Raw genomic sequence first — 25,867 nt, forward strand, 5'->3', positions numbered from 1 at the left:
ATCCTCGGCTATCGGACACCGATGAGCGCCACGCCGCAAACCCTGTTCCTCGCCGATGACGATGCGACCGCCGACCTCGGCCGCCGCCTCGCTAGTGTTCTGCGGCCCGGCGACCTGGTGCTGCTCGAGGGCGATCTCGGTGCAGGCAAGACGGCGCTGGCGCGGACGGTGGTTCGCACGCTGGTCGGCGACAGCGGGCTCGACGTCCCCTCCCCCAGCTTCGCGCTGGTGCAGCCCTACGAGGCGAACGGCACGCCGGTGCTGCATGCCGACCTCTACCGGCTCGGCGGTCCGCGCGAGGTCGACGAGCTGGGGCTGTTCGACCGGGCCGATGCGATCGTCCTGGTCGAGTGGCCCGAGCGTTCGGACGAGGTGGTGGAGCGGGCGACCGTGGCTATCAACCTCGCCATTCCGCCGGGCGGCGAGGGTCGGAGCGCGACGATCCGCTTCGCCGACGGGCGTGCCGTCTAGCGCGCTGGACTTCATCGGCCTCAACAAGTCAAATCGCCCACCATGCGCCGCGACTCGCTCTTCACCATCGCGCCCCACGCGCCTTTCCTCGCGACGCTCGCCGAGCGGGTGCTCGATGGCACGTTGCTGGGCGACTGGTCGCGCGAAGGCCCGTTCTGGCTGAGCGACGTCACCATCATCCTCCCCACGCGCCGCGCCCGGTTCGGGCTGGCGGAGGAGTTCGCCAAGCGCCTCGGCGGCACGGTGCTGCTACCCGATATCCGCACCTTCGGCGGCGAGGTGGCCGATGAGGAGCCATTCCTGCCGCCCACCGACGCGCCCGCCAGCAGGCCGGCCGCCTCACTGCTCGAACGGCGGCTGACGCTGTCGCACCTGGTGCGGCTGTTCGCCGAGCGGGCCGAGAGCTTTGCCACGCCGCCCAACCCGGCGGAGATCTTCTGGCTCGCCGACTCGCTGGGCGAGGTGATCGACGACTTCACCATCGAGGACGTGTCGCCCGACAAGCTTAGGGATCTGGTGCCGGAAGAGCTGGCGGGGAACTGGCAGAAGGTGCTGGAATTCCTCGACGTGGCGCTGAAAGCCTGGCCGGCGATCCTCGCGGAGCGCGGCCGGATCGATGCAGCCGCAGCGCGGAACGACCGGCTGTTGCGGCAGGCGGCGACAGCCGAGTTCGCATATGGCGAGCGGCCGGTCATCGCCGCTGGCTCGACGGGCTCGATTCCGGCAACCGCCGCACTGCTCAAGGCCATCGCCAAGCTGCGGCGCGGCGTGCTGGTGCTGCCGGGGCTCGACACGTCGTTCACCCCTGATCGGCATGAGCGGATGCTCGGCGGCGAGACAACACAGGGTCATCCGCAATATGGCCTGATGAAGCTCCTGCGAGGCCTCGACGCCGGTGTCGGCGAAGTCGAGGAGCTGGCGGGGGAAGCACATCGCACGGCGCTGGTGCGGGCGGCGCTGGCGCCGGCCAGCGAGACGCCGGCCTGGCCGATCCTCCGCTCGGACATTCCGGTGAGCAGAGCGCTCGAAGGCGTCAGCATCCTGGCAGCGCGCAATGCCGATGTCGAAGCGCGGGCAATTGCCCTCGCGGCGCGCTCCGCCCTCGCCGAACTCAAGACCGTCGGCATTGTGGCGCGCGATCAGACGCTGGCCCGGCGTATCGCGGCGGAACTCAAGCGCCACGGCGTCGAAGTCGATGACGCCGCAGGTACGCCTCTGTTCCAGTCCGGCGCCGGGCGGCTGGCGCGGCAGGTGCTCGCGGTCGCGACGGACAATTATGCGCCGGTCGACATCATCGCCCTGCTTCGCAACGCGGCGGTCTCGCTCGATCTCGACCGCTACGCGGTGCGACGTCTCGCCGACATCATCGACTTGAAGTTGCGCGCGGTACGCCCGGCGGCCGGGATTGCCGGACTGCGAGAACTCTCGGATCACGAGGACCTGCCGCAGTTGCTCGACAAGCTCGACGCGGCGATGCAGCCGGTGTTTGCGCTGGGACAGCGCGAGCGGATAACGGCGCCTGATCTCGCATCGGCGCTGCTCACCACCATGGACGCGCTGATCGGCGATGCCGAATTGCCGGGCATGCCGGAGTTCCGCCGCTGGGCTGGGGAACTGACCTCGCTCGACCAGGGCGGCACTGCCTTTGCGCCGTTCGACCTGGAGGCTGTGCTCGAGGCGCTGCTGGCCGGCACCAAGACGCAGGATCCGGTACCGACGCGCGACGACATCCACATCTGGGGCGAGCTCGAAGCACGGCTGCAGAACCCGGACCTGATGATCCTCGCCGGGATGAACGAGGACATCTGGCCTGGTGTCGCCGATCCCGGCCCATGGCTCAGCCGCGGCATGCGGATCGGCATCGGGCTCGAGCCGCCTGAGCGGCGGCAGGGTCAGGCGGCGCACGATTTCGCCATGGCCGCTGGCAATGCCGAGGTGCTGATCGCCTATGCCGAGCGGATCGGCACGTCGCCGGCGCTACCCTCGCCGCTGCTGCAGCGGCTCTATGCCTTCATCGGCGAGGCGGATGCCGAGGTGGTGCGGACCCGCGGCGCGCGCTGGCTCTCCCAGGCCGAGGCGATCGACTTTGCCGGCGTGCCGCGTCCGGCGGACCGGCCGGCGCCCAACCCGCCGGCCAGCATACGCCCGCGACGGCTGTCGATCACCGAGATCGAGCCGCTGATGCGCTCGCCCTACGATATCTACGCCAAGCATGTGCTGGCGCTGAAGCGCCTCGAACCACTGGGCACCGAGCCGAGCGCCCGCGAGCGCGGCACGATGATCCACGGCGTGTTCGAGAAGTTCATCGCGGCCGGGCTCGACCTCGACCTGCCGGAGGCGTTGCCCGAGATGGTGGGCATGGCGCGCGATGCCTTTTCCGGGCTCGACGCGATCAAGGAGCGCCGCGACATCTGGCTGAAGCGCTTCGAGCGCGCCGCCCGGCAGTTCCTCGACTATGAGCGGCGGCGCGACAACGAGATCGTCGAGCGGCATGCCGAGACCAAGGGCGAGTGGAAGTTCCCGGCGCTCGACAACTTCACCCTTGTCGGCAAGGCTGACCGGCTGGACGTGAAGCGCGACGGCACGCTCGAGATCATCGACTTCAAGACCGGCGGCGTGCCGCAGCCCAAGGACATGACAGCGTTCGATGCGCCGCAGCTGCTGCTGGAAGCGGCGATGGCCCGAGCTGGGGTGTTCCCGAGCATCGTGCCGCGCGACAGCTCGGCGCTGACCTACATCAAGATCGGCCTCGGGCCGGCGGCGTTCCAGATCAAGCCGTTCAAGCTGCCAAAGGGCATGAGCCTGATGGACGCAGTGGGCGAGATCGAGCGCCGCATGCAGCGGCATGTCGATGCGTTCCTGCTGCATGACGGGCTGCCGATGGCGGCGCGGATCCGGCCGCGGGTGGAGACCGGCCGCAAATCCTACCCGGGCGACTACGATCACCTCGCCCGCACCGACGAGTGGACACTGACCGCCGGAGTGGACGACCCATGAGCCGGCGACTTCTCAACCCGATGCCGCAGCAGATCGTTGCGGCGCAACGCGATGCCTCGGATCCCGAACGCAGCGTCTGGGTGACGGCCAATGCCGGCTCGGGCAAGACCTATGTGCTGACCGCCCGCGTGCTGCGGCTGCTGCTGAGCGGCGCCAAGCCCGAGGAGATCCTCTGCCTGACCTACACAAAGGCGGCTGCGGCGGAGATGCGCGGCCGCGTCGCCGAGCGGCTCGGGCAATGGGCCCTCGAAAGCGAAGACGAACTGATCAAGGATCTGACGGCGCTCAGTGGCGTGCCGCCGACACCGGGGATGCGCCTGCGTGCCCGGTCGCTGTTCGCACGCGCCCTCGAAGCGCCCGGCGGCTTGCGCATCCAGACCATCCACGCCTTCTGCGAGAGCGTGCTGCACCGCTTCCCGCGCGAGGCGGGCGTGCCGTTCGATTTCAGCGTGCTGGAGGAGCACCAGCGCGACAGCATGCTGCTCGAAGCGCGGGAGACGGTGATCGCCGCGGGCCTGCGCGGCAGTGGCGAAGCCACGGCGGTGGAGACACTGTTCGGCCTGCTCAGCGATTTCCAGATCGAGACCGCGATCCTCGAAGCATTGAACCAGCAGCGGACGCTGCGGCGGGTGCTGGCGCAGCCGCGCGTCGCCAAGCGCGAGTTGCGGAAGCTCGTCGGCGACGTCGGCTCGATCGACGAGGTGATGGACGAGATCAGCTCGGGCTACGGGCTCAGCCGCGATGACCACGCGACGATCTTCTCGCTGATCGTGCCCGATCCTTACGGCACCGATTTCGTCGACCGGCTGAGCCAGATCGACCCGGAGCGGCCCGATGCCGACGACCTGCTCGATGCGTTCCTGACTCAGGCGGATCGCACAGCGCGGAAGACGCTGATCAAGAAGGCGACGGCGGTGCTGATCCCCGATGTGGCGGCGCGTGTGGTGGCGGAGGGGCAGCGGATCGAGCGGCTGTACCAGAAGCTGGTGACGGCGGAGCTAGTGGCGCGCAGCGAGGCGATGCTCGACGTGGTGGCGGCGATTTCGGCGCATTACGAGAAGGCGAAGCGGGCCCGCTCGCTGCTCGATTTCGACGACCTGATCGAGAAACTCGCAGCGCTGCTGCGCGACGAGGCACAGGGCACGTGGGTGCGCTACAAGCTCGACGCCGGTCTCAGCCATATCCTCGTCGACGAGGGGCAGGACACCAACCCGCTGCAATGGCAGGTGGTGGGCGCGCTGATCGACGATTTCTTCTTCGGCGACAGCGCCGCCGCCGACCGGCCGCGCACGCTATTCGCGGTGGGCGACCAGAAGCAGTCGATCTTCTCGTTCCAGGGCGCCGACCCCGAGGTGTTCGTCGAAGCCGGGCGCCAGTATGCGTTCAGCGCCAAGGCGGCGCATTTCGAGATCACCCCGGTGCCGCTGCGCTACAGCTTCCGCACCCTGCCCAACGTGCTGAACGCCGTGGACGAGGTGTTCAAGCGAGGCGATCTGCGCGATGGCGCGCTGGAGGAGAGCGGCGTCGCGCATAGCACGGCGCGCGCCGACGCCGGCGGGATGGTGACGCTGTGGCCGCCGATCAAGGACCAGGCGGAGGAGACCGACCCCGAGAACTGGCCGACCGAGCCGCCGCTGATCCAGACGCAGAGCGCACAGCGGCAGGTGGCAGAGCGGATCGCCCGCGAGATCAAGGGCTGGATCGACGCCAAGCGTCCGCTGGGACCGCGCGGCCGCGCGGTCAGCGCCGATGACGTGCTGATCCTCGTGCAGGTGCGCAGCATCCTGTTCCACGAAATCATCCGCGCGCTGATCCGCGCCGGAGTGCCAACGCCGGGGGCGGACCGGCTGGCGGTCACCACCCATATCGGCGTGCTCGACATGATGGCGCTGGGCGATGTGCTCAGCAATCCGGCCGACGACCTGCAACTGGCGGCGCTGCTGCGCTCGCCGCTGTTCGAGGTCAGCGAGGATGAGCTGCTGGCCGTGGCGCAGCCGCGCGGCGACAAGCGGCTGTGGCGGGCGATCGAGGGCTCCGACATCCCATCGGTGAAGGCGGCCTACGACCAGCTCTATCGCTGGCGCAACCGGCTCGATTTCGAGCGGCCGTTCAACTTCTACGCCGACGTGCTCTATGCCGGTGGCGGGCTGAGGCGGATGCGCGGCCGCTTCGGCAGCGAGATCGACGACGTGATGGCCGAGTTCCTCGATCTGGCCTTGTCGCACGAGCAATCGACGCAGCCCTCGCTGCTCGGCTTCCTCGCCGAACTCAGGTCGCGCGAAGTGACGATCAAGCGCGAGCTGGCCGAAGGCGGCGCCGGGGTGCGGGTGATGACCGTGCACGGGGCGAAGGGACTCGAGGCGCCGATCGTGATCCTCGCCGATGCTGCGATCACCGAGCGCGGCCGCGACCGGCGGAGCATCTACCTGAGGGCCGTACCGCCGCTGTTCATTCACGCCTCTTCGTCCGCCACCCATGCGCCGCAGACCAGCGAATTCAAGGACGACGCGGACAGCGACCAGCTGAAGGAATATTGGCGCAAGCTCTATGTCGCGATGACCCGGGCCGAGGACGAGCTCTATGTCACCGGTTACCTGACCAAGCAGGGCAAGGTCGATGGCAGCTGGTACGAGGCCATCGAGCAGGGCTTGGGGCCGCTGAGCGAGAGCGTGGTCGATGCCGACGGCAATACCAGCGCGTTGGTCTATCCGAAGGAGCGGCCGGCACCTGCGAAGCTGAAGCCAAGCGAGGCCCTGGTGGGTACCGCTGCCGCCCTGCTCGACCTCACGCCGTTGCCACCCCATCGGGCCCGCAAGGTGTTGCGGCCGTCGAGCCTCGAGGTGCCATCCGATCCGGCTCGCTCGCTGGCGACACGACTGGAAGAGGGGCTCGACCCCGAGACGGCCCGCCTCTCCGGCACCGCACTGCATGCCCTGTTGCAGCACCTCGCGAAAGTGGATCCGGCCGACCGGGCAGCGGTCGCGGCGCGGGCTTTGCCGCTGCTGTTGCCGCAAGCGCCAGATCAGCATGCGTCGCTCGCCGCCAAGGCCATTTCGATCCTTTCCCGTCCGGAGCTCGCGCACCTGTTCACCGAGGGCAGCCGAGCGGAAGTGCCGTTCCTCGCGACGGCCGAGCGGAAGGGCGAGACGGTGACCATCGCGGGCCGCATCGACCGCATCGTCACCACCTCGGGCGGCGTACTGCTGGTCGATTTCAAGTCCGATGCCGACCCGGTGATGGAACCCGGGCGGGTGAAACCCGGTTATCTGACGCAACTCGGGCTCTATGCGCTTGTTGCAAAGCAGCTTTTCCCGGGGCAGAGGATAGAAGCCGGGATTCTCTGGACTGAGTTGGAATCGCTGCTAAAATTGCCCAACGCTGCTTTGGCGGAAGCGGCGCGGGGGTTCACCATCCGGTGACGTTCGTTGAAGTCACACTGGACTCTACCTAGCTTTTGGATCAAACAGACCGCCGCTTTCAACCCAAAAGGCAATCCCAATGACAACCCACGTTTCCGACGCCAATTTTGGCGAGGAAGTCCTGTCCTCGAAAGAGCCCGTGCTGGTAGATTTCTGGGCAGAATGGTGTGGCCCGTGTCGCGCCATCTCGCCGGTTCTGGAAGAGCTCTCCACTGAGCTCCAGGGCAAGGTGAAGATCGTCAAGCTAAACGTCGACGACAACCCGAATACCACCGTCAAGTACGGCGTGCGTTCGATCCCGACGATGATCCTGTTCAAGGGCGGCGAAGCCGCCGACATGAAGATCGGCGCGGGCACCCCGAAGGCCGGCCTTGCGAAGTGGCTCGAGAGCCACGCTGCCTGATACGGGCGCGACACTCGCCGCTTTGATAGAAAACGCCGCTGGTTCACGCCGGCGGCGTTTCTCTTTCCGGCAAAGGCGTGGAATGACATGCCTTTCTTTCCCCGCCGACTCCCTGTAGCTTTCATCGGTAATCGACGATGGAGACGATCATGGGTACGCGCGTCAACGACCAGAACTTCGAAGCCGAAGTGCTGAATTCCAGCAAGCCAGTCCTCGTCGATTTCTGGGCCGAATGGTGCCCGCCGTGCAAGGCGATGGATCCGATCCTCGACGACCTCACCACTGAACTCGCCGCCAAGGTGAAGATCGTCAAGCTCGACGTCGATAGCAATCCGTCGACAGTGGTGAAATATAACGTGCGCGCCATGCCGACGCTGATCGTGTTCAAGGACGGCGAGCCGGTGGATTTCAAGGTCGGCGCCGGGCAGTCGCGCGTGCAGCTGATCAAGTGGCTGGATCAGTTCGCCGCATAATTTCGAGCAGGATTTTCCGGTGCGATGGGGCATAGTCCCCGCCCTGCACCGGAGGACTGCATGACTTTCGACCACCTCGCCAAAGCCCCGTTCAACCTCGACGCCCAGGCGCTTGCCTGGGTGCGGGAGCGCTTCACGGCGCTGACCCCGGACGAGAAGTTGCGGCAGCTGTTCAACCTCCTGTCGCGGGGGCAGAACCCGGACGAGGTCGCCCGGATTCGAGCCTTCCGGCCTGGTGGAATAACCCGGCATGCCGGCGCCGATGTCGCGGCGGAACGGGCGTTGTTCGCCGATCTCAATGCCGCCGCACCGGTGCCGCTGCTGGTTTCGGCCGACCTCGAGGGCAGCCGGATGAGCCTCGCCGCGGGGGCGGAAATGCCCAACCCGCTAGCGCTCGCGGCGATTGACGATATCGAGGTCACCGCCGAGGTCAGCCGGATCATGGCCGAAGAGGCCCGGACGATCGGCATCAACTGGAGTTTCACCCCGGTCCTCGACATCAACGCGGCGTTCCGCAGTGCCATCGTCGCGACGCGCGGCTTCGGTTCGGACGTGGCGACGGTCGAGAAGCACGCACTGACCCAGATGCGGGTGTTCCAGGAGCATGGGGTCGCCTCGGCGATCAAGCACTGGCCCGGCGAGGGTTTTGACGATCGCGACCAGCACCTCGTCACGACGATCAACCCGCTGTCGCTGGACGAGTGGGAGGCCAATTTCGGCCGGCTCTATCGCGGGGCGATTGCGGCCGGCGCGCTGTCGGTGATGTCGGCGCATATCGCGCTACCGGCCTTCGTGCGGTCGCTGGATCCCAACGCCGGGATCGAGGCGTTCCGGCCGGCCTCGATCAGCCGCCTGCTAAATGAGGAGCTGCTGCGCAAGCGCCTCGGCTTCAACGGGTTGATTGTTTCCGATGCGACACCGATGGCCGGGCTGGGGGCGTGGGCGAAGCGTAGCGAGCATCTGCCGGAGATCATCTCCTCGGGTTGCGATGTGATCCTGTTCTCGGACGATTACGACCAGGACCTCGCCTATCTCCAGGCGGCGCTGGCCGATGGTCGGTTGAGCTGGGCCCGGGTTGACGAAGCGGTGATCCGCCAACTCGGGCTGAAGGCGGCGGTTGGACTGCACAAACCGGCGGTGGCGGGGACACTGGCGAGCAGCGAGACGCGCGCCTATGCCGACGCGGTGGCAAAGCGGGCGCCGACGCTGGTGAAAGACGTCCAGAACCTGCTGCCGCTCGATCCTGCAAAGCACAAGCGCGTGCTGGTGATTTCCGGCGGCATCGTGTTTCCGTTCCTGCCGCATCCGCTTCCGTTCTCAGTGCCAGACCTCCTGCGTGAGAAGGGCTTCGAGGTGACGGTGCATGATGCCACCACTGAGGTGGACGCGGATAAGTTCGACCTGGTGCTCTACCTGTTCGGCGATGAGACGCTGCTGACGCGGGGGCGGATCTTCCTCGACTGGCTGCGGCTCACCGGCAGTTTCGGCAAGGCAATGCAGCGCCACTGGCACGACATCCCGACGCTGATGATCTCGTTCGGCTACCCCTACATGCTCTACGACGCGCCGCGGGTGCCCACCTACATCAACGCCTATTCGACCACCGAGACGATGCAGCGGGCCGTGGTCGAGGCTTTGCTCGGCAACATCGAGTGGAACCGGCACTCGCCGGTCGACCCGTTCTGCGGGCTGGAGGATGCGCGGTATTAAGGGGCCGGTGGCTCCTTCGCCCGCACGCGTTATTACTTCGGCGGGGTGCCGTTCTGGTGGAGGACGTGGCCGGCGAGGTAAAGCGAGCCGGCGAAGACCACGCGGGCCGGATGGCCGAGCCGGGCCGCATCGGCGAGGGCGTTGAGGATCGAGGTCGACTCCTCGGCGTCGAAGCCGCCGGCCTTGGCCTGTTCGACGATGGCCGATGCCGGATGGGCGTTGGGCTCGCCCGGAATGGTCAGCGCGAACACCTTTTCCAACATGCTGCTGAACGGCGCGAGGAAATCGGCGGGCTTGCGGGTGTTCATCAGCCCCATGATCAGCACCAGCGGGAGCGGACGCCGGACCTGCATCTGCTGCAGGGCCAGCGAGAGCGCGGCCGCGCCGTGCGCGTTATGGCCGCCGTCGATCCAGAGCTCCGAGCCCTCCGGCAGCATTTGCAGCAGCGTGCCGTGCACCGGCTGTAGGCGCGCCGGCCAGACCACTTCGCGGAGGCCGCGGGCAATGTCGGCCTCGGTGACCGGTAGCTCGAAATGCCGGGCGGCAGCGATGGCAAGCGCTGCATTGTCGAACTGGTGCGGCCCGGCGAGCGCCGGTGGGGGCAGATCGAGCAGGCCATGCTCATCCTGATAGACCAGCCGGCCATCTTCGGCCCGGCCGTCGAAATCCTCGCCGGCGATCAACGGCGTCACGCCAAGCCGCGCGGCTTCGCGCACCAGCATTGCCCTGCCCTCGTCGCGCTGCCGGCCGAACACGGCCTTTGAGCCGCGCTTCATGATGCCGGCTTTCTCCCAGGCGATCTTCGACAGGCTGTCGCCGAGGAAGTTCTGGTGGTCGTAGTCGACCGGAGCGATGACGGTGCCCAGCGGGTGCGCGACCACGTTGGAGGCGTCGAAGCGCCCACCCATGCCGGTTTCGAGCAGCAGGTAATCGGCCTTCACTTCCGAGAACAGCTTGAACGCAGCCGCAGTAGTGATCTCGAAGAAGGTAATTGGCTCGCCGCCATTGGCCTCTTCGCAGGACTCCAGCGCCTGGTTGAGCTTGCGGGATGACACCAGCTTGCCGGCCAACCGGATGCGCTCGTTGAAGCGCACCAGGTGCGGCGAGGTCATCACGTGCACCTTCTTGCCCGACGCTTCGAGGAAGGCGCGGAGATAGGCGATCGTCGAACCCTTGCCGTTGGTGCCGGCGACATGGATCACCGGCGGCAAATGGTCCTGCGGATTGCCGATCCGCTCGAGCAGGCGCAGCTCGCGGTCGAGCTTCAGGTCAATAAGCTTCGGATGCAGCTTGAGCAGCCGCTTCAGGATAGCGTCGGTGCGGGACACGGGAACGAGATTCTCGAACAGGAGCATGGCGCGCTTTTAGCACCCGGTTCTCGCGTGATGAAGAGGCGGCCTACTCGGCGTGGGCGGCTTCCGGCATGCCGACGAGATCATCACCCGCGTTGGCCGAAACCGGCGTCGCGAGGCGGGCCGGAGCGGTTTCGCTCAGCTCCTCGCGCTGCGGCGACTTGGTGAGGATGCCGACCAGCGAACCAATGGTTTCGCGCAGGTTATGGCGGTGCACCACCATGTCGATCATGCCGTGCTCGTAGAGATATTCCGAGCGCTGGAAGCCCTTGGGGAGCTTTTCGCGGATGGTCTGCTCGATGACGCGAGGGCCGGCAAAGCCGATCAGCGCGCCGGGCTCGGCGAGGTGCACATCGCCCAGCATGGCATAGGAGGCGGTGACGCCGCCGGTGGTGGGGTTGGTGAACACCACGATGAACGGCAGCCCGGCCTCGCGCAGGCGCAGCACTGCGACGGTGGTGCGCGGCATCTGCATCAGCGACAGCACGCCTTCCTGCATGCGGGCACCGCCCGACGAGACGAACAGCACGAACGGAGTGCGCTTGCTCGCGGCAGTCTCGAGCCCGGTGACGATGGCCGAACCCGCGGCCATGCCGAGCGAGCCGCCCATGAAATCGAAATCCTGCACGCCGACCGTCACCGGCTGGCCGAACAGCTCGCCGACGCCGACGGTGACCGCATCCTCGGTACCGGTCTTCAGCCGGCTTTCCTTCAGGCGGTCTGCATAGCGCTTGGAATCACGGAACTTCAGCGGATCATGCGGCACGGCAGGCAGCGCCACGGTGTCGTACTTGCCCTCATCGAGGAAGGTCGACAGCCGGTCGGAGGCCTTGATCTTCGTGTGGTAGCCGGAATTGGGCACCACCCACATGTTGGCTTCGAGATCGCGGTAGAACACCATCTCGCCCGACTCCGGATCCTTGACCCAGAGGTTCTCCGAGCCGGTATCCTTCGGTTTGAGGAAGGAGCGGATGCGGGGGCGGACGACGTTGTTGATCCAGTTCATTGCCTAAGCCTGTTCGCGGTCCATGTGCGCGCCAAGCGGCGCTGCCATGGGCCTATATGGTGATTGTGGCAGATATTATCAGGATCGGCTCTCGTGGTTAAGCCACGGTACCGTCATTGGTAACCGGATTTGGTGGTTCAGGCTGCCGCCTTGGCCCGCTTCACGCCGCTGGCGAGACCTGCGACCATGGTGGTCACCGCCGCAACGGTACCCGCCGTGGCCTTGCCGTTATCGAGCGAGCCGAGCACCGCGTTGCAGATTGCCGTGCCCACCGCGACGCCGTCGGACTCGCGGCCGAAAGTTGCCGCATCATCGGCGGTCTTGATGCCGAAGCCCACGACAACCGGCAGGTCCGTATGGCCCTTGATGCGCTGCACGGCGGTGCCGACCGCGGCCGTCGCCTTGATCGTGCCGCCGGTAATGCCGTTCATCGAGACATAGTAGACGAAGCCAGAGGTGTTGTTCAGCACTGCCGGGAGACGCGCGTCGTCGGTGGTCGGCGTAGCCAGCCGGATGAAGTTGAGGCCTGCCTTCAGGGCCGGGATGCAGAGCTCGTCGTCCTCTTCGGGCGGCAGATCGACAACGATCAGCCCGTCGATGCCCGCCGCCTTGGCGGCCGTGAGGAAGGCATCGACGCCGAAGATGTAGATGGGGTTGTAGTAGCCCATCAGCACGATCGGGGTCTCCTGGTCCTTCTTGCGGAAGGCTTCGACCATGCCCAGCGTCTTCTTCATGGTCTGGCCCGCGGCCAGCGCGCGCTGGCCTGCCGCCTGGACGCCGGGGCCATCGGCCATCGGGTCGGAGAAGGGCATGCCGAGTTCGATGATATCAGCGCCCGCAGCTGGCAGCGCATCGAGGATGGCCTGGGCGGTGGTGAGGTCCGGGTCGCCGGCCATGGTGTAGGTGACGAGAGCCGGGCGGCCTTCGGCGGCGCACTTGGCAAAGCGGGCGGGGATACGGGTGGTCATTACGAGTTCATCCCCAGGTAGCGGCCGACGCTCTCGACGTCCTTGTCGCCGCGGCCCGAGAGGCACAGGACGATAGTCTCGTTCTTGCCCATGGTCGGGGCGACCTTCATCAGCTGTGCCAGCCCGTGCGCGCTTTCCAGCGCGGGAATGATGCCCTCGAGGCGGGTGCAGAGCTGGAACGCGTCGAGCGCTTCCTTGTCGGTGATCGGCGCGTAGGTGACGCGCTTGGTATCGTGCAGATAGGAGTGCTCGGGGCCGACGCCGGGGTAATCGAGGCCGGCGGAAATCGAGTGGCCTTCGAGGATCTGGCCGTCGGCATCCTGCAGCAGGTAGGTGCGGTTGCCGTGCAGCACGCCGGGGCGGCCGCCGGTCATCGAGGCGGCATGGCCGTTCTCAACCTCGATGCCATGGCCGCCGGCTTCGGCGCCATAGAGTTTCACCGAAGGGTCATCGAGGAAGGCGTGGAAGGTGCCGATGGCGTTGGAGCCGCCGCCGACGCAAGCGACCAGCGCGTCGGGGAGCTTGCCGGTCTCGGCCTGCATCTGCGCCTTGATCTCTTCGCCGATCACCGACTGGAAGTTGCGCACCATCTCCGGATAGGGGTGCGGGCCGGCGGCGGTGCCGATCAGGTAGTAGGTGGTCTCGACGTTGGTCACCCAGTCGCGCAGCGCCTCGTTCATGGCGTCCTTGAGGGTGCCGGCGCCGGCGGTGACCGGGCGGACTTCGGCGCCAAGCATCTTCATGCGTAAGACGTTGGGATACTGCCGCTCCACGTCGGTGGCGCCCATGAACACGACGCAGGGCAGGTCGAACTTGGCGCAGACCGTCGCCGTCGCCACGCCATGCTGGCCGGCGCCGGTTTCGGCGATGATGCGGGTCTTGCCCATGCGCTTGGCGAGCAGAATCTGGCCGAGCGTGTTGTTGATCTTGTGCGAGCCGGTGTGGTTCAGCTCTTCGCGCTTGAAGTAGACCTTGGCGCCGCCCAGGTGCTCGGTCATCCGCTCGGCGAAGTACAGTGGCGACGGGCGGCCCACATAGTGGGTGGCGAGGTGCTTGATCTCGGCCTGGAACTCAGGGTCGGCCTGCGCGGCCCGATAGGCCTTCTCGAGATCGAGGATCAGCGGCATCAGCGTCTCGGCGACGAAACGGCCGCCATAGAGACCGAAACGACCCTGGTCATCGGGGCCGTTGCGAAGGGAATTGGCCCCAGTCACGGTCACTTCAGCAGACTCCTATCCGTGCGCGGCTCGCGCCTGGTCGATAAAGGCCCGGATCAGCGCCGCGTCCTTGACGCCGGGCGCGGTTTCGACGCCGGAGGAGACATCGACGCCAAACGGCCGAACGGCCTTGATCGCGTCCCCCACCGTCTCAGGCGTGAGGCCTCCCGAAAGCATGAATGGAAGGCTGGGGTCAAGCGCCTTGAGCAGGGCCCAGTCGAACGGCACGCCGAGCCCGCCGGGGCGGTCGGCGCCCTTGGGCGGCTTGGCGTCGAGCAGGATGCGATCGGCCACATCGGCGAAGTCGGTGACGTGCGCAACATCCTCGGCAGTGCTGATGCCAACTGCCTTCATGATGGCGATGCCGGCTTCATCGCGGATGGCCTCGACGCGATGCGGCGTCTCGGGGCCATGCAGCTGAATCCAGTCGGGGCTCAGCGCCGCGACTTCCATGACGAGTGAGTTGTCCGGGTTCACCAGCAGCACGCAGGTCTCGACCCGACCGCGGGCCTCCGAGATGAGGAGCTGCAGGTTCTCGATATCGACGTAGCGCGGGCTGCGCTCGAAATGCGTGAAGCCAACGATGTCAGCGCCGGCATCGATCGCCGCTTCCAGCAGCGCGGGGGTCCTGATGCCGCAGATCTTGACGATGAGGGGGTCGGGCATGAGCTCGGGTCAGTTAAGGGAAGCGAATTCTTGAGCCCCGAGCTGCGTCGGGGGTTCGGGCGAGCGGCGGGCAACCTCGAGCTCGCGGTGGAGCCGCTCGGTCTCGCGCTTGAAATGCCGTTCGTCGCGCCGATGCGGGCCCTGGGCGAACCAGGTGGCGACACCGCCGAGCAGCACGCCGACCAGGAGCACGGCAAAAATCACCAGGAATAGCGGCACGCCGACGCCGGGCGAGGTCAATGCATCGACCGGGGCGAAGGGGTTGAAATTGACCACCACGAGCTGGCGGTTGGCCAAGGCAAACACGATCAGCACCGCGCAAAGCGGCACCAGCACGAACCAGCCGACTATGCGCCTAATCATCGGTAGAGCCCGGCATCATCCCGCGCGATTGATCCGCTCACGGATTTCCTTGCCGGCCTTGAACTGGGGCACATATTTCTCGCCCACATCGACAGTCTCGCCGGTCCTTGGATTGCGGCCGACACGTGCCGGCCGGTTCTTCACCGAGAAGGCGCCGAAGCCGCGCAACTCAACCCGGTCGCCCCGGGCCATGGCGTCGCCCACCTCGTCGAGGATGGCGTTCACGATGTTCTCTATATCACGCTGAAACAGATGCGGATTTTCTTCGGACAGTCGCTGCACGAGTTCGGACTTGATCATACCGCCCCCCGGCGCTCCTCCACGGGTCGATGGGTTGTCACATCGATGGGGTAGCCTGCCAAAGCGAGACCAAACCGTCAAGGGACATCGCCCCGTCGACGCCCGAGCGTACCATCTCGGCAGCGCTCTGGCCGAGCCAACGGCCGACGCCGAACCAGCCTTCGGCTGGCAACGGGAAGTAATCGACCACCGGCAGATCGGCTGCAACGGACTTGTCGGCCTCGAGCCAAGTAATGGCTTCGGACTCGCCGCCGATGGCGTCGATAAGCTTGGCGTCGACGCCCTGCCGCCCGGTGATGATGCGGCCGTCGGCCAGAGCGAGGGTTTCAGGGCGCGGGATACCGCGACGCTCGGCGACGATGTCGACGAACCACTCGAACGAATCGTTGACCAGCGCTTGCAGCGAGGCGCGCACCTCGCCCTCCATCGGCTCGTCGAAATCCGGCTCGGCCTTCAGCGGTCCGGTCTGCACCTTGTCGAAATCGACGCCGATGGTGTCGAGGAGCTTGCCGGCGTTGACGTGCTGGAACAGCACGCCGATCGAGCCGACGATCGACAGCCGGCGGGCAAAGATGCGGTCGGCGCCGATGGCGGTCATGTAGGCGGCGGAAGCGCCGAGCTCGCTGATCACCGCGACGACCGGCTTCTTGGCGCGCAGCACGGCCAGCGCTTCATACAGTTCCTCGCCGCCGGCGGTGGTGCCACCGGGCGAGTTGATGGCGACGATCACCGCCTTCACCGCGTCGTCCTCGGCGAGCTTGTCGAGGATCTTCAGCCGCGCCGGATCGGTCATGATGGTGCCAGTGATGCTGACCCGCGCGATGCGATCGCCGGGGCCACCCTGTTCCATGGCGAAGCGGCCGACGACGGCGAGCACGGTGACGGCCAGTGCGAGGAAGAACAGCACGCGCCACAGCCGGCGCGAGCGGCGCAGCCTGGCGTTGGCGGGGATCAGGTGCGCGGGGTCGCCGGACGTGTCGGTCATTTGGGCCTCGTTGAGGATTGGTGCGAGGTAACCCGCGGGCCGCGGCAAATGCAAGGCAGGGCTAGAGTTTCAGCCGCGGCCGTTCGGTTTTGATGAAGCCGGCGAGGTGATCGGCCTCGAACAGGGTGAGCGCCCGGCCCTGCTGCATCAGCCGATCGCGCTCGCGCCGGGACAGTGCGGCCTCGAGCGTCGCGGCCAGCCGGTTGCGCTGCATCTCTTCGGTCGCCTGCCGGCCGTCGATCCAGCTCTCGAAGCTCTTGTCGGCAAAGCCGAGCAGCAGCGCCGCAACGTCGTAGGCACCGCGTGTCGCTAGCAGTTCCGCGGCATTCTGCAACAGGCACCAGTGCCACTGGCCGCCGTCCCGCGGCACGATCTCGGCGGCCTCGAAGAGCGGCGCCGCGGCCCCTTCGGCATCACCGAGGGAGAGGCGGTAGGCGGCGATATTATTGAGCTGGAAGCCGAGCTGCAGGCTGCGGCCGGCAGCCCGGAGCTCGGGCAGTATCTGCTCGGACAGCGACAGGGGGCGCTCGGTGTCGCCGCCTTTGTGCAGCATCTCGGCAAGGTTCATCACCGAGCGAAAGCGGCCCTTGGGGTTGCCGGTATCGAGGTGCATGGCGAGGCCGGCTTCGGCGCGGGCGAGGCCTGCCGTGACGTCGCCGCGCGTCCACATCTGCGTGCCGATGGCAACCAGCGCCCAGGATTTCACCTTACTGGGCGGCATGTCGGCGATCAGCGTCTCGAGCTCGGCGACCAGCGGCTCGGCATCGCCCTGGTGATGGAAGAAGATGGTGATCCAGGCGGTGAGGACCAGCGCCTGGGTGTAGCGCAGCCGGTCATCGCTGCTGCGAAAGTAAGCCAGCGCCGGTTCGAGCCCTTGGTAGGCCCGGACGTCCATGGCGTTGTAGCGGCCCATTTCACCGAGCGCCAACTGCAGGCGGGCCGCCGTCTCGGGCGGGACGGCACCGACCAGCGACATGCCGGCTTCGATGGTCGCGAGCCCCTCTGCGCCGAGCTGTTCTTCCATGAAGTAGCGGTAGGAGCCCGCGGCGATCTCGACATAGGTGGGCCAGTCGGCGCGGGTTTTGGTCCAGGCCAGCGCGGCGCGCAGGTTGTCGCCGTCCGGCCGGTAGATCTGGTCCCAGCGCTCGTCGGGCAGCGCTTCCCAGCGCAGCACGCTGTCGGCGAAGAGGTCGCGGATATAGGCCGCGTGGCGGTCGCGGGTGGCGACGTCCTCGCCCGCCTCTGCCAGCTTGTCGAGGGCGAAGTGACGGGTGGAATCGAGCAGGCGACAGCGCGCCCGATCCTGCCCGTCGCGCACGACCAGCGAGCGGCGGACAAGTTCGGCGACGCGGGTCTCGGCGCCTTCACCCGCAACCGCATTGGCGGCCGAGATCGAGAAGCTGCCCTGGAAAACGCCGAGGGCCCGCAGCGTGCGCTGGTCATCCGCCTCCAGCAGGTCGTAGCTCCAGGCCAGCGACGCGGCGAGCGAGCGATGGCGCGGCAGCGCCGGGTCCCAATCGGCTTCGAGGCTCGCCAATCGCTGCTCCAGCTGGCGATCGACCGTCTCGATGCCGACCGTCGCGGCGCGCGCGGCGGCCATCTTCAGCGCCAGCGCCACGCCATCGAGCCGACGGCAGAGGCGAGCGACGATCGGCAGCTCAGCCGGCGAAAGCCGTTCGCCGAAGGCTTCGTAGCAATAGGCGAGGAACTTGGCCGATGCGGCGTCGGCCAGTTCGCCCTCCGCGGTGACGGCAAAAGGCAGCAGCTTGAACACATGCTCCTCAGGCAAGGCGAGCGGCACCTGCGAGGTGGCGAGAATGCGGATGTTCGGGACCTCGGCGAGCAGCGTGCGGATGACGCGGGCGGCGGCGCCGCGCACATGCTCGCAATTGTCGAAGATCAGCACCGCCTCGTTCGGCCGCAGGTATTCGACGATCGACTCGAGCGAGCGGCTGCCGGCGCGGAACGGTACGGCAAGGGTCTGGATGAGGACGCTTTCGATGAACTCACCGCTGCTGAGCGAGGCGAGATCGACCATCCACACGCCGCCCTCGACAGTGCCCAGCGTTTCGGCCACGGCAACGGCGAGTGTGGTTTTGCCGACACCGCCGGGGCCCAGGATGCTGACCAGCCGGTACTGGTCCAGCAGCCGCGCCACGGCCTCGATCTCCCCCTCGCGCGCCACGCAATCAGCGCGATAGCGGCCGATATTCCCGGCGGTGCCGGCCGGACGGCGGCGCAGCGTATCCTCGTCCTCAACCGGCTCGGGACCGACATATTTATAGCCGCGGCCGTGCACTGTGGCGACGAAGCCCGGGCCCAGCGCCTTGCGCAGCGCCGACATGTGGACCTGCAGCGTATTCTCCTCGACCACCACCCCGGGCCACACCGCATCGAACAGCGCCGCCTTGTCGAGCAACTGGTTGGGCTGGCCCAGCAGCACCTCGAGCAGGTCGAACGAACGGCTCGACAGCTCGATCACGCCCTCGGGGCCGACGAGCTCGCGTTCACGCGGCCTGATCCTGTAGTCGCCAAAGCGTTTTTCCATTGTGGCAGCATAGCCTAGCCGTCTGAGTCCCGTCGATCAGGACCGCTTCAGAACTCTTCAGGATTGCCCCAAGGACTGCCGCGGCGGCTCGGGCGATGATCATTGCATCAGATCCGAGGAGACGGAAAATGCTTTACCAGCCCAAGTCCCGCACCACCGCCGCAAGGCTAGCCCGCGCCGTCTTCGGCGCCATTACCGGCATGTTCGCCGGCATCGCCCGCACCCACTCGGACGGAGCCTATCTCGACGGCATGCGCAGCACCGAACTCGAAGATCTCGGCCTGCGCCGCAGCGAGGACGGCGGGTATCGGTCGTTCCAGTAACGGCGTCAGCCGGCCTTCTTGGAGTGCGCTGTCATGTACTCGCGTAGGGCGCGGTTTATGTCGGTCTGGTAGCCCTTGCCTTCCGGCACCTGCCGCTTGAACCAGTCGATCACATCGCCATCGATCCGCAACGTCACCTGATGCTTCACCGCCCGATACATGGTGCCACGCTTGGCATTGGCGAAGAACTCGTCGCCTGCCTCGGGGATGTCTGAGAAGTCGATCTCGTCGTCTGGTCGCTCCGCCAGAGCCCTGAGTTCGGCAATCTGCTCCTCGGTCAGAGGCTTGGGGACATACCTAACGATCTTGGGGGTTCTGGCGGTCATAGCGTGCCCGTTCCTTTCGTGACGCGCGCCGAGCGGAGATCAGTCGGACGACCGGTTCTCCGTCGTAGCTCCTGCGATCCGTATGGACGACAAACAGCATCTCGATCCCGGCAACAAAACCCATGGTTTGCGTGCGGGCCTCGCCATCCACGTCATGCGCCGGCTCACTCAATTCTGCCGGATCATCGAAGACGGCTACTGCAGTCTCGAACCGTACACCGTGCTTCTTGAAATTCGCACGGTTCTTGTTCTCGTCCCATTCGAATTCCACGCGCCAGGCCCCCTCTGCGCCATCCAAATGTAACTACAAATCTGTAACTACACAAGCCGCCTGACCATATACCGCGCCTCCGCCTCGTAGCTCAGTAGCTTGCCGTAGAGTTCGTCGACTTCGGTCACCTCGAAGCCGTGGCGTTGCCAGAACGGGAGCGAGCCGTTGACGGCGACGAGGGTCATCGTGGGGTAGCCCTCGACGCTGGCGTGTTTCACCAGTGCATCGACGATCTTCGACGCGGCGCCGACGCGGCGGCTGACCGGTAGCAGGCAGAGGTCGTGGAGATAGTAGGTGTCGGGTTCGGTTGGCAGCTGACCCAGCAGCGTGTTGAGCGGCGGCAGGGTGCCGTAGAGCCAGGGGTGGCTCAGCACATAGCCGGCCGGCTTGTCGCCGATTTCGAGCAGGTAGCAGCCGTTGCGGTAGAGCTTCAGCCGCTCGGCCAGCACCTCGGGGGTCTCGAAGAAATCGACATGCACGGTGTCGGCGATGCCCTGCACGGCCGGCAGGTCATAGGCGGTCATGGCGCGCCAGGCGACATCCTTCAGAACCATCCGAGTTCCCCAAAACTCTCATGAAAAGGGCCCGCACCTGATGGTGCGAGCCCCGTATGCGCAGACCCGCGAGCGCTGGAGCACTCGCGGAAAAGCTTACTTCTCGTCGCGGCCCTTGAGCGCGGCGCCCAGGATGTCGCCGAGCGAAGCGCCCGAGTCCGACGAACCGTAGGCAGCGACAGCTTCCTTTTCCTCGGCGATTTCGAGCGCCTTGATGGAAAGCTGGATGCGCTGGGTCTTGCGATCGTACTGGGTGACGCGCGCGTCGACCTTCTCGCCCTTGGAGAAACGCTCCGGACGCTGGTCGTTGCGGTCACGCGACAGATCGGCGCGACGGATGAACGCGGTCATCTCGGTGTCGGCGATGCGGACTTCGATGCCGCCGTCGTTCACTTCGGTCACGGTGCCGGTCACCACGGAACCCTTGCGGATGCCGTCGCCGCCGGTATCGGCCACTTCGCCGACTGCCAGTTGCTTGATGCCAAGCGAGATACGCTCCTTGTCGACATCGACGTCGAGCACCTTGGCCTGCACCATGTCGCCACGGTTGTAGGCCTCGAGAGCCTGCTCACCCGGCTTCTGCCAATCGAGGTCGGAGAGGTGGACCATGCCGTCGACATCGCCATCGAGACCGATGAACAGACCGAACTCGGTCTTGTTCTTGACCTCGCCCTCGACAACGGTACCCGACGGGTACTTCTCGGCGAAGGTTTCCCACGGGTTCGCAAGCGTCTGCTTGAGGCCCAGCGAGATGCGGCGCTTCTCGGGATCGACCTCGAGCACCATCACTTCCACTTCCTGCGAAGTGGAGACGATCTTGCCCGGGTGGACGTTCTTCTTGGTCCAGCTCATCTCGGAAACGTGGATCAGGCCTTCGATGCCCGGCTCCAGTTCGACGAACGCGCCGTAGTCGGTGATGTTGGTGACGCGACCGGTGAACTTGGCACCGACCGGGTACTTCACCGCAATGCCATCCCACGGGTCGGCCTGTAGCTGCTTCATGCCCAGCGAGATACGATGGCTCTCGTGGTTGATGCGGACGATCTGCACCTTGATGGTCTCGCCGATGGCAAGAACTTCCGATGGGTGATTGACCCGGCGCCAGGCGATATCGGTGACGTGCAGCAGGCCGTCGATGCCGCCGAGGTCCACGAACGCACCGTAATCGGTGATGTTCTTGACCACGCCGTCAACGACCTGGCCTTCCTCGAGCTGCTGGACGATCTCGGAGCGCTGCTCAGCGCGGCTCTCTTCGAGGATCGCACGACGCGACACGACGATATTGCCGCGGCGCTTGTCCATCTTCAGGATCTGGAACGGCTGCGGCACATTCATCAGCGGGCCGATGTCGCGGATCGGACGGATGTCCACCTGCGAACGCGGCAAGAAGGCAACGGCGCCTTCGAGGTCGACGGTGAAGCCGCCCTTGACCTGGTTGAAGATGATGCCTTCAACGCGCTGGTTGGCGTTGTACATCTCTTCGAGCTTGACCCAGCTCTCTTCGCGGCGAGCCTTCTCGCGGCTGAGGACAGCCTCGCCGACAGCGTTCTCGACGCGATCGACATAGACTTCGACGGTCGAGCCGACCTTGATGGTGCCGTCACGGCCGGCGGCGCCGAATTCCTTGAGCGCGATGCGCCCTTCGGTCTTCAGGCCGACGTCGATGATGGCGAGATCCTTCTCAATCGCCACGACGGTGCCCTTGACCACGGTCCCTTCCAGCGGCTCGTTCTCGAGGAACGAGTCCAGCAGCAGGGATTCGAAATCTTCCTTGGTAACAGTTTGAACTGCCAAACGACTTCTCCAATGCGCCCGGTGGCTTGAGTGAAAGGCCCGGTTGCCAATCGCCATTCAAAGGCGATCCGGTGCGCTGGCGCGCGAGCCATATGGGTTTAGGATTGTTTTCCGCTGCCGGCTCTTGGAACATGCCGGGGGACGAAAGCCGCAAGGTTTGGTTTAGCAGCTCTAGAAGCTACGCCTTGCGCGCCATGACCCCGTCGACAATGGCGACGGCTGCGCGGAGTGCGGCCTCTATATCCAAGAGCGTGGTGTCCAGCAAGTGGGCATCAGCAGCGGGATAGAAGCCGCCATTGGGATTGGCGCTGTCCCGCGCGTCCCGCTCTTCTATCTGGTGATAGAGGGCGTAGCGATCAACCACCTCGCCGCGCGCTTCCAGCTGACGGGCCCGGCGCTCCATCCGCGACTTGCTGTCGGCGACGATGAACAGCTTCACATCGGCATCGGGGCAGACGACGGTGCCGATGTCGCGGCCATCGAGCACGGCACCGGCGGGGCCATGGGCGAAATCGCGCTGGTACTGGCGCATGGCGATGCGCACCTCGTTGATCACGGCGACGTGCGAGGCAAGAACTCCGGCCTCGGCGCTGGTCAACTTGTCGATATCGGTGAGGTGCGCGGCATCGAGCGCCCGGGCGGCGGCAATGGCCCTCGCCTCGAAATCGGGCTGCCCCAGATGTGCGCCGACGGCGATCCCGACCGCGCGGTAGAGCAAGCCGGTGTCGAGCTGCGGCAGGCCGTAGTGCCGCGCCAGGCCCGCGGCGAGCGTCCCCTTTCCGGATGCTGCCGGTCCATCCACCGCGATGATCATTGCCCCTCCGCGCCCGCACTGCAGCCGCCCTCCCTATCATGGCGCCGCGACCGGCTGCCAGCACGCCACCGATCAACCCCCAGGGATCACGGACCGAGGGCTCCATTTTCGGTTTGACAGGGGGCAGCTTTCACCCTAACCGGACGTTTCCCAGCGGGTGGCCCCGCCTTTCTAATGAGGAAGCAATTGGCCAACGACGAACGCGGTACAAAACGGGAAGATCCCGATACCGGCAAGAAGTTCTATGATCTGAACAAGGATCCGATCGTCTCGCCCTATACCGGCAAATCCTATCCGCGCTCTTTCTTCGAGCAGAACGCAGTCGCCGCGGTTCGCGCCAAGGCGGCTGTGGTGAGCGCGGCAGAGGATGACGAGGAAGAGGTCGAAGTCGAGGAGGTCGCCGAACCCGGCGCTCCCGAGATCGTCTCCCTCGAGGATGCCGATGCCGAAGAGGCAGGTGTCGAAGGCGAGGATATCCCTGATGTCGAGGACGTCGAAGACGTCGAGGACATTGGCGAAGACGACAGCGACGTGTTCCTCGAAGAGGACGAAGACGAGGACGAGAACCTCGATTTCGACGTCGGCGGCGGCGACGAGCGCTAAGCTCCGAACCAGCCGAGCGCGTGGTCGGATAGCGAAAGTCGCCAACTTTCGCTGACCGCGCGATGCCCGCGAAATACCCCTTGCATGCGAGAGGTGACGTGGGTAGATAGCACCGCGCTTCGACGGGAGACCGCCGCGGCGCACACCCAAGACACGATCCGTTCGTGTCACCGGAAGTGATCCAGCGGATCGTTGATGGGGCCATAGCTCAGTTGGGAGAGCGCTTGCATGGCATGCAAGAGGTCGTCGGTTCGATTCCGATTGGCTCCACCAAGTCCCCCCGGCAGGCAGGTCGCCTGACCCATGATGATGAGCCGCCTTCGGGCGGCTTTTTGTTTCAGCGCCGGAGGCGAAGATGACGCGAACCCATTGCGGCATGGATTTCGGCACCTCCAACTCCACCCTCGCGGCAGCCGGCGGCAACCAGCCGCCCCGACTGCTGCCGCTCGAGGACGGCAAGCCCACCATCCCCTCGGCGATCTTCTTCTCGTTCGAGGAAGACCGGACGTTCTTCGGCCGGCAGGCAGTGAGCGAATACGTCACCGGCGCCGATGGCCGGTTGATGCGCTCGATCAAGAGCGTGCTCGGCACCTCCCTGTTCAACGACACGACTCGAGTGAAGCGCGACGCACTCAAGTTCTCCGATATCCTCGGCAGGTTCGTCGGCGAACTGAAGCGCCGGTCCGAAGCTTCGCTCGGGCACGACATCGAGGATATCGTCTGCGGCCGGCCGGTGCGCTTCGTCGACGATGACGACAAGGCCGATGCCGAAGCGCAGCGCCAGCTCGAAGGCGCGGTGAAAGCCCAGGGTTTCAGGCACATCGAGTTCCAGTTCGAGCCGATCGCCGCGGCGCTCGACTACGAGCAGCAGGTGACGCACGAGGAACTCGGGCTGGTGGCCGATATCGGCGGCGGCACTTCGGACTTCACGGTGATCCGGCTGTCGCCGGAGCGCGCGACGCGGGCTGACCGCAAGGCCGACATCCTCGCCACGGCAGGCGTGCATGTCGGCGGCACCGATTTCGACCGGTTGCTGTCGCTGAAGAAGGTGATGCCGCTGATGGGCTATGGCACCGAGACGGCGGACGGCAAGCGCCCCCTGCCCTCGGCGCCGTACTATGACCTTGCCACCTGGCACCGGATCAACCGGCTCTACAATCAGAAGACGTTGCTGGAGCTGCGCTCGACCTACCAGGAGGCGCAGTTCCCCGACCTGGTCAGCATGCTGATCGCACTGGTCGAGGACCGGCAGGGGCACCGGCTGGCGGGGCGGGTGGAAGAAGCCAAGATCGCGCTCAGCGAAGCGCCGCAGACCGAGTTTCGCTTCGTGACGCGCGACGTGAAGCTGGAGACGCCGATCGCTCTCGCGGAGTTGGAGGCAGCGCTGCAAGGCGCCACGGCTGCTATTGCCACTGCGATCGGGCGCACCCTTGCGGCCGCAGGGGTCAAAGGCAGCCAGATCGACACATTGATCCTCACCGGCGGCTCGACCCGCGTGCCGGCGGTGGGCGACATGCTGCGCGCGCTGTTCCCCGAGGCCAAGGCGGTCGAGACCGACGCTTTCGGCAGCGTCGGGCTCGGCCTCGCGCTCGATGCATCGCGGCGGTTCGGCTAGCGAGCGATCACGCGGCGCGGGAGACCCGGGCGGCTTCGGCATTGGCGTAGAGGTCGACGAGGGCTCGGGCGCGGACGATTGCGACCTCGCGGCCTTCGCGCAGCAGCGAAGTGGCCTTGGTCGGCATGATCAGTCCGGTTGCGGTTTCGACCAGCACCGCGTCCCAGCGTGTGGTGCGGGTGATGCGGATCGTGTAGCCGCGATAGCTATCGTCCAATAGGTGGTCCCCGCCGAATGGTGCGGTGTGCAAATGCAACGCTGCACCCGGCGTTCCACTCGCTCAACGACACCGCGATCACAACTGGCGCGCGGTGTGGATTGTGGGGAGAACGGGAAACGTGATCGGCGGCGTCACGCTTCAGAGGAAATCGTCGCGCCGCGGGGTGAAGCTGTCGATCAGCTTGCCCGCTTCCAGCGCCTTGACGCCATGCACCAGGCCCGACGGCACGATATAGGCGCCGCCCTTGCCGATGGTTTCGGTGATGCCGTCGATGGTCACCTCGAATACGCCTTCGGCCACATAGCTGGTCTGCAAATGCGGGTGCGAGTGCAGCGCGCCGACTCCGCCCTTGTCGAAGGTGAACTCCACCAGCATCAGCTCTGGCAGATCGAGAATCACCCGGCGGCTGGAGCCATCAAGCTGGGTCTGCTTGCCGTCGCCGGGCTGCGCGAAGAGAGGAGACATTCTG

25 protein-coding genes and 1 tRNA gene are annotated in these 25,867 nt (G+C 66.1%); 10 read left to right on the top strand and 16 right to left on the bottom strand.

Annotated elements, in window-relative coordinates; genetic code table 11:
* Positions 1–21: 21 nt before the first annotated feature.
* From tsaE to AC1DYL_RS07795, 6 genes are all read left to right on the top strand, one after another.
* Positions 22–471 (top strand): tRNA (adenosine(37)-N6)-threonylcarbamoyltransferase complex ATPase subunit type 1 TsaE, encoded by a 450-nt coding sequence (tsaE, locus tag AC1DYL_RS07770; protein WP_477172693.1) that lies wholly within the window; start codon positions 22–24, stop codon positions 469–471.
* Positions 472–513: 42 nt separating this feature from the next.
* Complete coding sequence (addB, locus tag AC1DYL_RS07775; RefSeq protein ID WP_477172694.1) at positions 514–3,468, top strand: double-strand break repair protein AddB; 2,955 nt, start codon at positions 514–516, stop codon at positions 3,466–3,468.
* Positions 3,465–6,887, top strand: coding sequence for a double-strand break repair helicase AddA (addA, locus tag AC1DYL_RS07780; protein WP_477172695.1), 3,423 nt, complete (start codon positions 3,465–3,467; stop codon positions 6,885–6,887). Before addB ends, addA begins: the two co-directional genes overlap by 4 nt.
* Before the next feature lie 79 nt (positions 6,888–6,966).
* Positions 6,967–7,290 carry a thioredoxin gene (gene trxA, locus AC1DYL_RS07785; protein ID WP_055047562.1) on the top strand — a complete coding sequence of 108 codons (324 nt, stop codon included), beginning with the start codon at positions 6,967–6,969 and terminating at the stop codon, positions 7,288–7,290.
* Between the two features lie 149 nt (positions 7,291–7,439).
* Entirely contained in the window at positions 7,440–7,763 is a 324-nt protein-coding gene (trxA, locus tag AC1DYL_RS07790) for a thioredoxin (protein ID WP_477151540.1), read from the top strand.
* 60 nt (positions 7,764–7,823) lie between these two features.
* The gene (locus tag AC1DYL_RS07795) at positions 7,824–9,473 is read left to right on the top strand and encodes a glycoside hydrolase family 3 protein (protein ID WP_477172696.1); all 1,650 of its coding nucleotides are present in this window, start codon (positions 7,824–7,826) and stop codon (positions 9,471–9,473) included.
* Positions 9,474–9,505: 32 nt separating this feature from the next.
* Here the strand turns inward: AC1DYL_RS07795 and AC1DYL_RS07800 are convergent, their stop codons facing one another.
* From AC1DYL_RS07800 to AC1DYL_RS07840, 9 genes are all read right to left on the bottom strand, one after another.
* Entirely contained in the window at positions 9,506–10,828 is a 1,323-nt protein-coding gene (locus AC1DYL_RS07800) for a bifunctional folylpolyglutamate synthase/dihydrofolate synthase (protein WP_477172697.1), read from the bottom strand.
* A 43-nt stretch (positions 10,829–10,871) separates the two neighbouring features.
* On the bottom strand, positions 10,872–11,831 hold the full coding sequence (accD, locus tag AC1DYL_RS07805; protein ID WP_477172698.1) for an acetyl-CoA carboxylase, carboxyltransferase subunit beta: 960 nt from the start codon (positions 11,829–11,831) through the stop codon (positions 10,872–10,874).
* Between the two features lie 137 nt (positions 11,832–11,968).
* Complete coding sequence (gene trpA, locus AC1DYL_RS07810; protein WP_477172699.1) at positions 11,969–12,799, bottom strand: tryptophan synthase subunit alpha; 831 nt, start codon at positions 12,797–12,799, stop codon at positions 11,969–11,971.
* Entirely contained in the window at positions 12,799–14,019 is a 1,221-nt protein-coding gene (gene trpB / locus AC1DYL_RS07815) for a tryptophan synthase subunit beta (protein WP_477172700.1), read from the bottom strand. The genes trpA and trpB overlap by 1 nt, the downstream gene beginning before the upstream one ends.
* Positions 14,020–14,031: 12 nt before the next feature.
* Complete coding sequence (locus tag AC1DYL_RS07820) at positions 14,032–14,682, bottom strand: phosphoribosylanthranilate isomerase (RefSeq protein ID WP_477151534.1); 651 nt, start codon at positions 14,680–14,682, stop codon at positions 14,032–14,034.
* A 9-nt stretch (positions 14,683–14,691) separates the two neighbouring features.
* On the bottom strand, positions 14,692–15,045 hold the full coding sequence (locus AC1DYL_RS07825) for a lipopolysaccharide assembly protein LapA domain-containing protein (RefSeq protein WP_477151533.1): 354 nt from the start codon (positions 15,043–15,045) through the stop codon (positions 14,692–14,694).
* A 15-nt stretch (positions 15,046–15,060) separates the two neighbouring features.
* A complete protein-coding gene (locus AC1DYL_RS07830) occupies positions 15,061–15,345 on the bottom strand; it encodes an integration host factor subunit beta (protein WP_055047553.1) in 285 nt (94 codons plus the stop codon).
* Between the two features lie 37 nt (positions 15,346–15,382).
* Positions 15,383–16,330: a signal peptide peptidase SppA gene (sppA, locus tag AC1DYL_RS07835; RefSeq protein ID WP_477172701.1), complete on the bottom strand. Its 948-nt coding sequence runs from the start codon at positions 16,328–16,330 to the stop codon at positions 15,383–15,385.
* Between the two features lie 61 nt (positions 16,331–16,391).
* On the bottom strand, positions 16,392–18,878 hold the full coding sequence (locus AC1DYL_RS07840; protein ID WP_477172702.1) for an ATP-binding protein: 2,487 nt from the start codon (positions 18,876–18,878) through the stop codon (positions 16,392–16,394).
* A 128-nt stretch (positions 18,879–19,006) separates the two neighbouring features.
* Here AC1DYL_RS07840 and AC1DYL_RS07845 point away from each other — a divergent pair, with 128 nt between their 5' ends.
* Positions 19,007–19,201 (top strand): hypothetical protein, encoded by a 195-nt coding sequence (locus AC1DYL_RS07845; RefSeq protein ID WP_477172703.1) that lies wholly within the window; start codon positions 19,007–19,009, stop codon positions 19,199–19,201.
* 5 nt (positions 19,202–19,206) lie between these two features.
* Here AC1DYL_RS07845 and AC1DYL_RS07850 read toward each other — a convergent pair whose 3' ends face one another.
* The 5 genes from AC1DYL_RS07850 to AC1DYL_RS07870 all read right to left on the bottom strand — a co-directional run bounded on the left by AC1DYL_RS07850 (position 19,207) and on the right by AC1DYL_RS07870 (position 22,960).
* Complete coding sequence (locus tag AC1DYL_RS07850; RefSeq protein ID WP_477172704.1) at positions 19,207–19,527, bottom strand: BrnA antitoxin family protein; 321 nt, start codon at positions 19,525–19,527, stop codon at positions 19,207–19,209.
* Positions 19,499–19,798 carry a BrnT family toxin gene (locus tag AC1DYL_RS07855; RefSeq protein WP_477172705.1) on the bottom strand — a complete coding sequence of 100 codons (300 nt, stop codon included), beginning with the start codon at positions 19,796–19,798 and terminating at the stop codon, positions 19,499–19,501. The genes AC1DYL_RS07850 and AC1DYL_RS07855 overlap by 29 nt, the downstream gene beginning before the upstream one ends.
* A 47-nt stretch (positions 19,799–19,845) precedes the next feature.
* Positions 19,846–20,352 (bottom strand): GNAT family N-acetyltransferase, encoded by a 507-nt coding sequence (locus AC1DYL_RS07860; RefSeq protein WP_477172706.1) that lies wholly within the window; start codon positions 20,350–20,352, stop codon positions 19,846–19,848.
* A gap of 96 nt (positions 20,353–20,448) precedes the next feature.
* On the bottom strand, positions 20,449–22,146 hold the full coding sequence (gene rpsA, locus AC1DYL_RS07865; protein WP_477151528.1) for a 30S ribosomal protein S1: 1,698 nt from the start codon (positions 22,144–22,146) through the stop codon (positions 20,449–20,451).
* 178 nt (positions 22,147–22,324) lie between these two features.
* Entirely contained in the window at positions 22,325–22,960 is a 636-nt protein-coding gene (locus AC1DYL_RS07870) for a (d)CMP kinase (RefSeq protein ID WP_477151527.1), read from the bottom strand.
* Positions 22,961–23,146: 186 nt separating this feature from the next.
* On the opposite strand from AC1DYL_RS07870, the gene AC1DYL_RS07875 reads away from it, so the two are divergent.
* The 3 genes from AC1DYL_RS07875 to AC1DYL_RS07885 all read left to right on the top strand — a co-directional run bounded on the left by AC1DYL_RS07875 (position 23,147) and on the right by AC1DYL_RS07885 (position 25,178).
* On the top strand, positions 23,147–23,563 hold the full coding sequence (locus tag AC1DYL_RS07875) for a TIGR02300 family protein (protein ID WP_477151526.1): 417 nt from the start codon (positions 23,147–23,149) through the stop codon (positions 23,561–23,563).
* Positions 23,564–23,760: 197 nt separating this feature from the next.
* Positions 23,761–23,836 (top strand) — tRNA-Ala (locus AC1DYL_RS07880).
* 82 nt (positions 23,837–23,918) lie between these two features.
* Positions 23,919–25,178, top strand: a complete 1,260-nt coding sequence (locus AC1DYL_RS07885) for an Hsp70 family protein (protein ID WP_477172707.1) — start codon at positions 23,919–23,921, stop codon at positions 25,176–25,178.
* A 7-nt stretch (positions 25,179–25,185) separates the two neighbouring features.
* On the opposite strand, the gene AC1DYL_RS07890 is transcribed toward AC1DYL_RS07885, so the two are convergent.
* Both AC1DYL_RS07890 and AC1DYL_RS07895 read right to left on the bottom strand, forming a co-directional pair.
* Entirely contained in the window at positions 25,186–25,395 is a 210-nt protein-coding gene (locus AC1DYL_RS07890; RefSeq protein WP_477151524.1) for a hypothetical protein, read from the bottom strand.
* 141 nt (positions 25,396–25,536) lie between these two features.
* A complete protein-coding gene (locus AC1DYL_RS07895; RefSeq protein ID WP_477151523.1) occupies positions 25,537–25,863 on the bottom strand; it encodes a cupin domain-containing protein in 327 nt (108 codons plus the stop codon).
* Positions 25,864–25,867 lie beyond the last annotated feature (4 nt).

Source organism: Devosia sp. P1_H9, assembly GCF_056405135.1.

Coding starts and splice junctions, on each gene's coding strand:
- tsaE (WP_477172693.1), top strand. CDS start 22: ATGAGCGCCACGCCGCAAACCCTGTTCCTCGCCGATGACGATGCGACC.
- addB (WP_477172694.1), top strand. CDS start 514: ATGCGCCGCGACTCGCTCTTCACCATCGCGCCCCACGCGCCTTTCCTC.
- addA (WP_477172695.1), top strand. CDS start 3,465: ATGAGCCGGCGACTTCTCAACCCGATGCCGCAGCAGATCGTTGCGGCG.
- trxA (WP_055047562.1), top strand. CDS start 6,967: ATGACAACCCACGTTTCCGACGCCAATTTTGGCGAGGAAGTCCTGTCC.
- trxA (WP_477151540.1), top strand. CDS start 7,440: ATGGGTACGCGCGTCAACGACCAGAACTTCGAAGCCGAAGTGCTGAAT.
- AC1DYL_RS07795 (WP_477172696.1), top strand. CDS start 7,824: ATGACTTTCGACCACCTCGCCAAAGCCCCGTTCAACCTCGACGCCCAG.
- AC1DYL_RS07800 (WP_477172697.1), bottom strand. CDS start 10,828: ATGCTCCTGTTCGAGAATCTCGTTCCCGTGTCCCGCACCGACGCTATC.
- accD (WP_477172698.1), bottom strand. CDS start 11,831: ATGAACTGGATCAACAACGTCGTCCGCCCCCGCATCCGCTCCTTCCTC.
- trpA (WP_477172699.1), bottom strand. CDS start 12,799: ATGACCACCCGTATCCCCGCCCGCTTTGCCAAGTGCGCCGCCGAAGGC.
- AC1DYL_RS07820 (WP_477151534.1), bottom strand. CDS start 14,682: ATGCCCGACCCCCTCATCGTCAAGATCTGCGGCATCAGGACCCCCGCG.
- AC1DYL_RS07825 (WP_477151533.1), bottom strand. CDS start 15,045: ATGATTAGGCGCATAGTCGGCTGGTTCGTGCTGGTGCCGCTTTGCGCG.
- AC1DYL_RS07830 (WP_055047553.1), bottom strand. CDS start 15,345: ATGATCAAGTCCGAACTCGTGCAGCGACTGTCCGAAGAAAATCCGCAT.
- sppA (WP_477172701.1), bottom strand. CDS start 16,330: ATGACCGACACGTCCGGCGACCCCGCGCACCTGATCCCCGCCAACGCC.
- AC1DYL_RS07840 (WP_477172702.1), bottom strand. CDS start 18,878: ATGGAAAAACGCTTTGGCGACTACAGGATCAGGCCGCGTGAACGCGAG.
- AC1DYL_RS07845 (WP_477172703.1), top strand. CDS start 19,007: ATGCTTTACCAGCCCAAGTCCCGCACCACCGCCGCAAGGCTAGCCCGC.
- AC1DYL_RS07850 (WP_477172704.1), bottom strand. CDS start 19,527: ATGACCGCCAGAACCCCCAAGATCGTTAGGTATGTCCCCAAGCCTCTG.
- AC1DYL_RS07860 (WP_477172706.1), bottom strand. CDS start 20,352: ATGGTTCTGAAGGATGTCGCCTGGCGCGCCATGACCGCCTATGACCTG.
- AC1DYL_RS07870 (WP_477151527.1), bottom strand. CDS start 22,960: ATGATCATCGCGGTGGATGGACCGGCAGCATCCGGAAAGGGGACGCTC.
- AC1DYL_RS07885 (WP_477172707.1), top strand. CDS start 23,919: ATGACGCGAACCCATTGCGGCATGGATTTCGGCACCTCCAACTCCACC.
- AC1DYL_RS07895 (WP_477151523.1), bottom strand. CDS start 25,863: ATGTCTCCTCTCTTCGCGCAGCCCGGCGACGGCAAGCAGACCCAGCTT.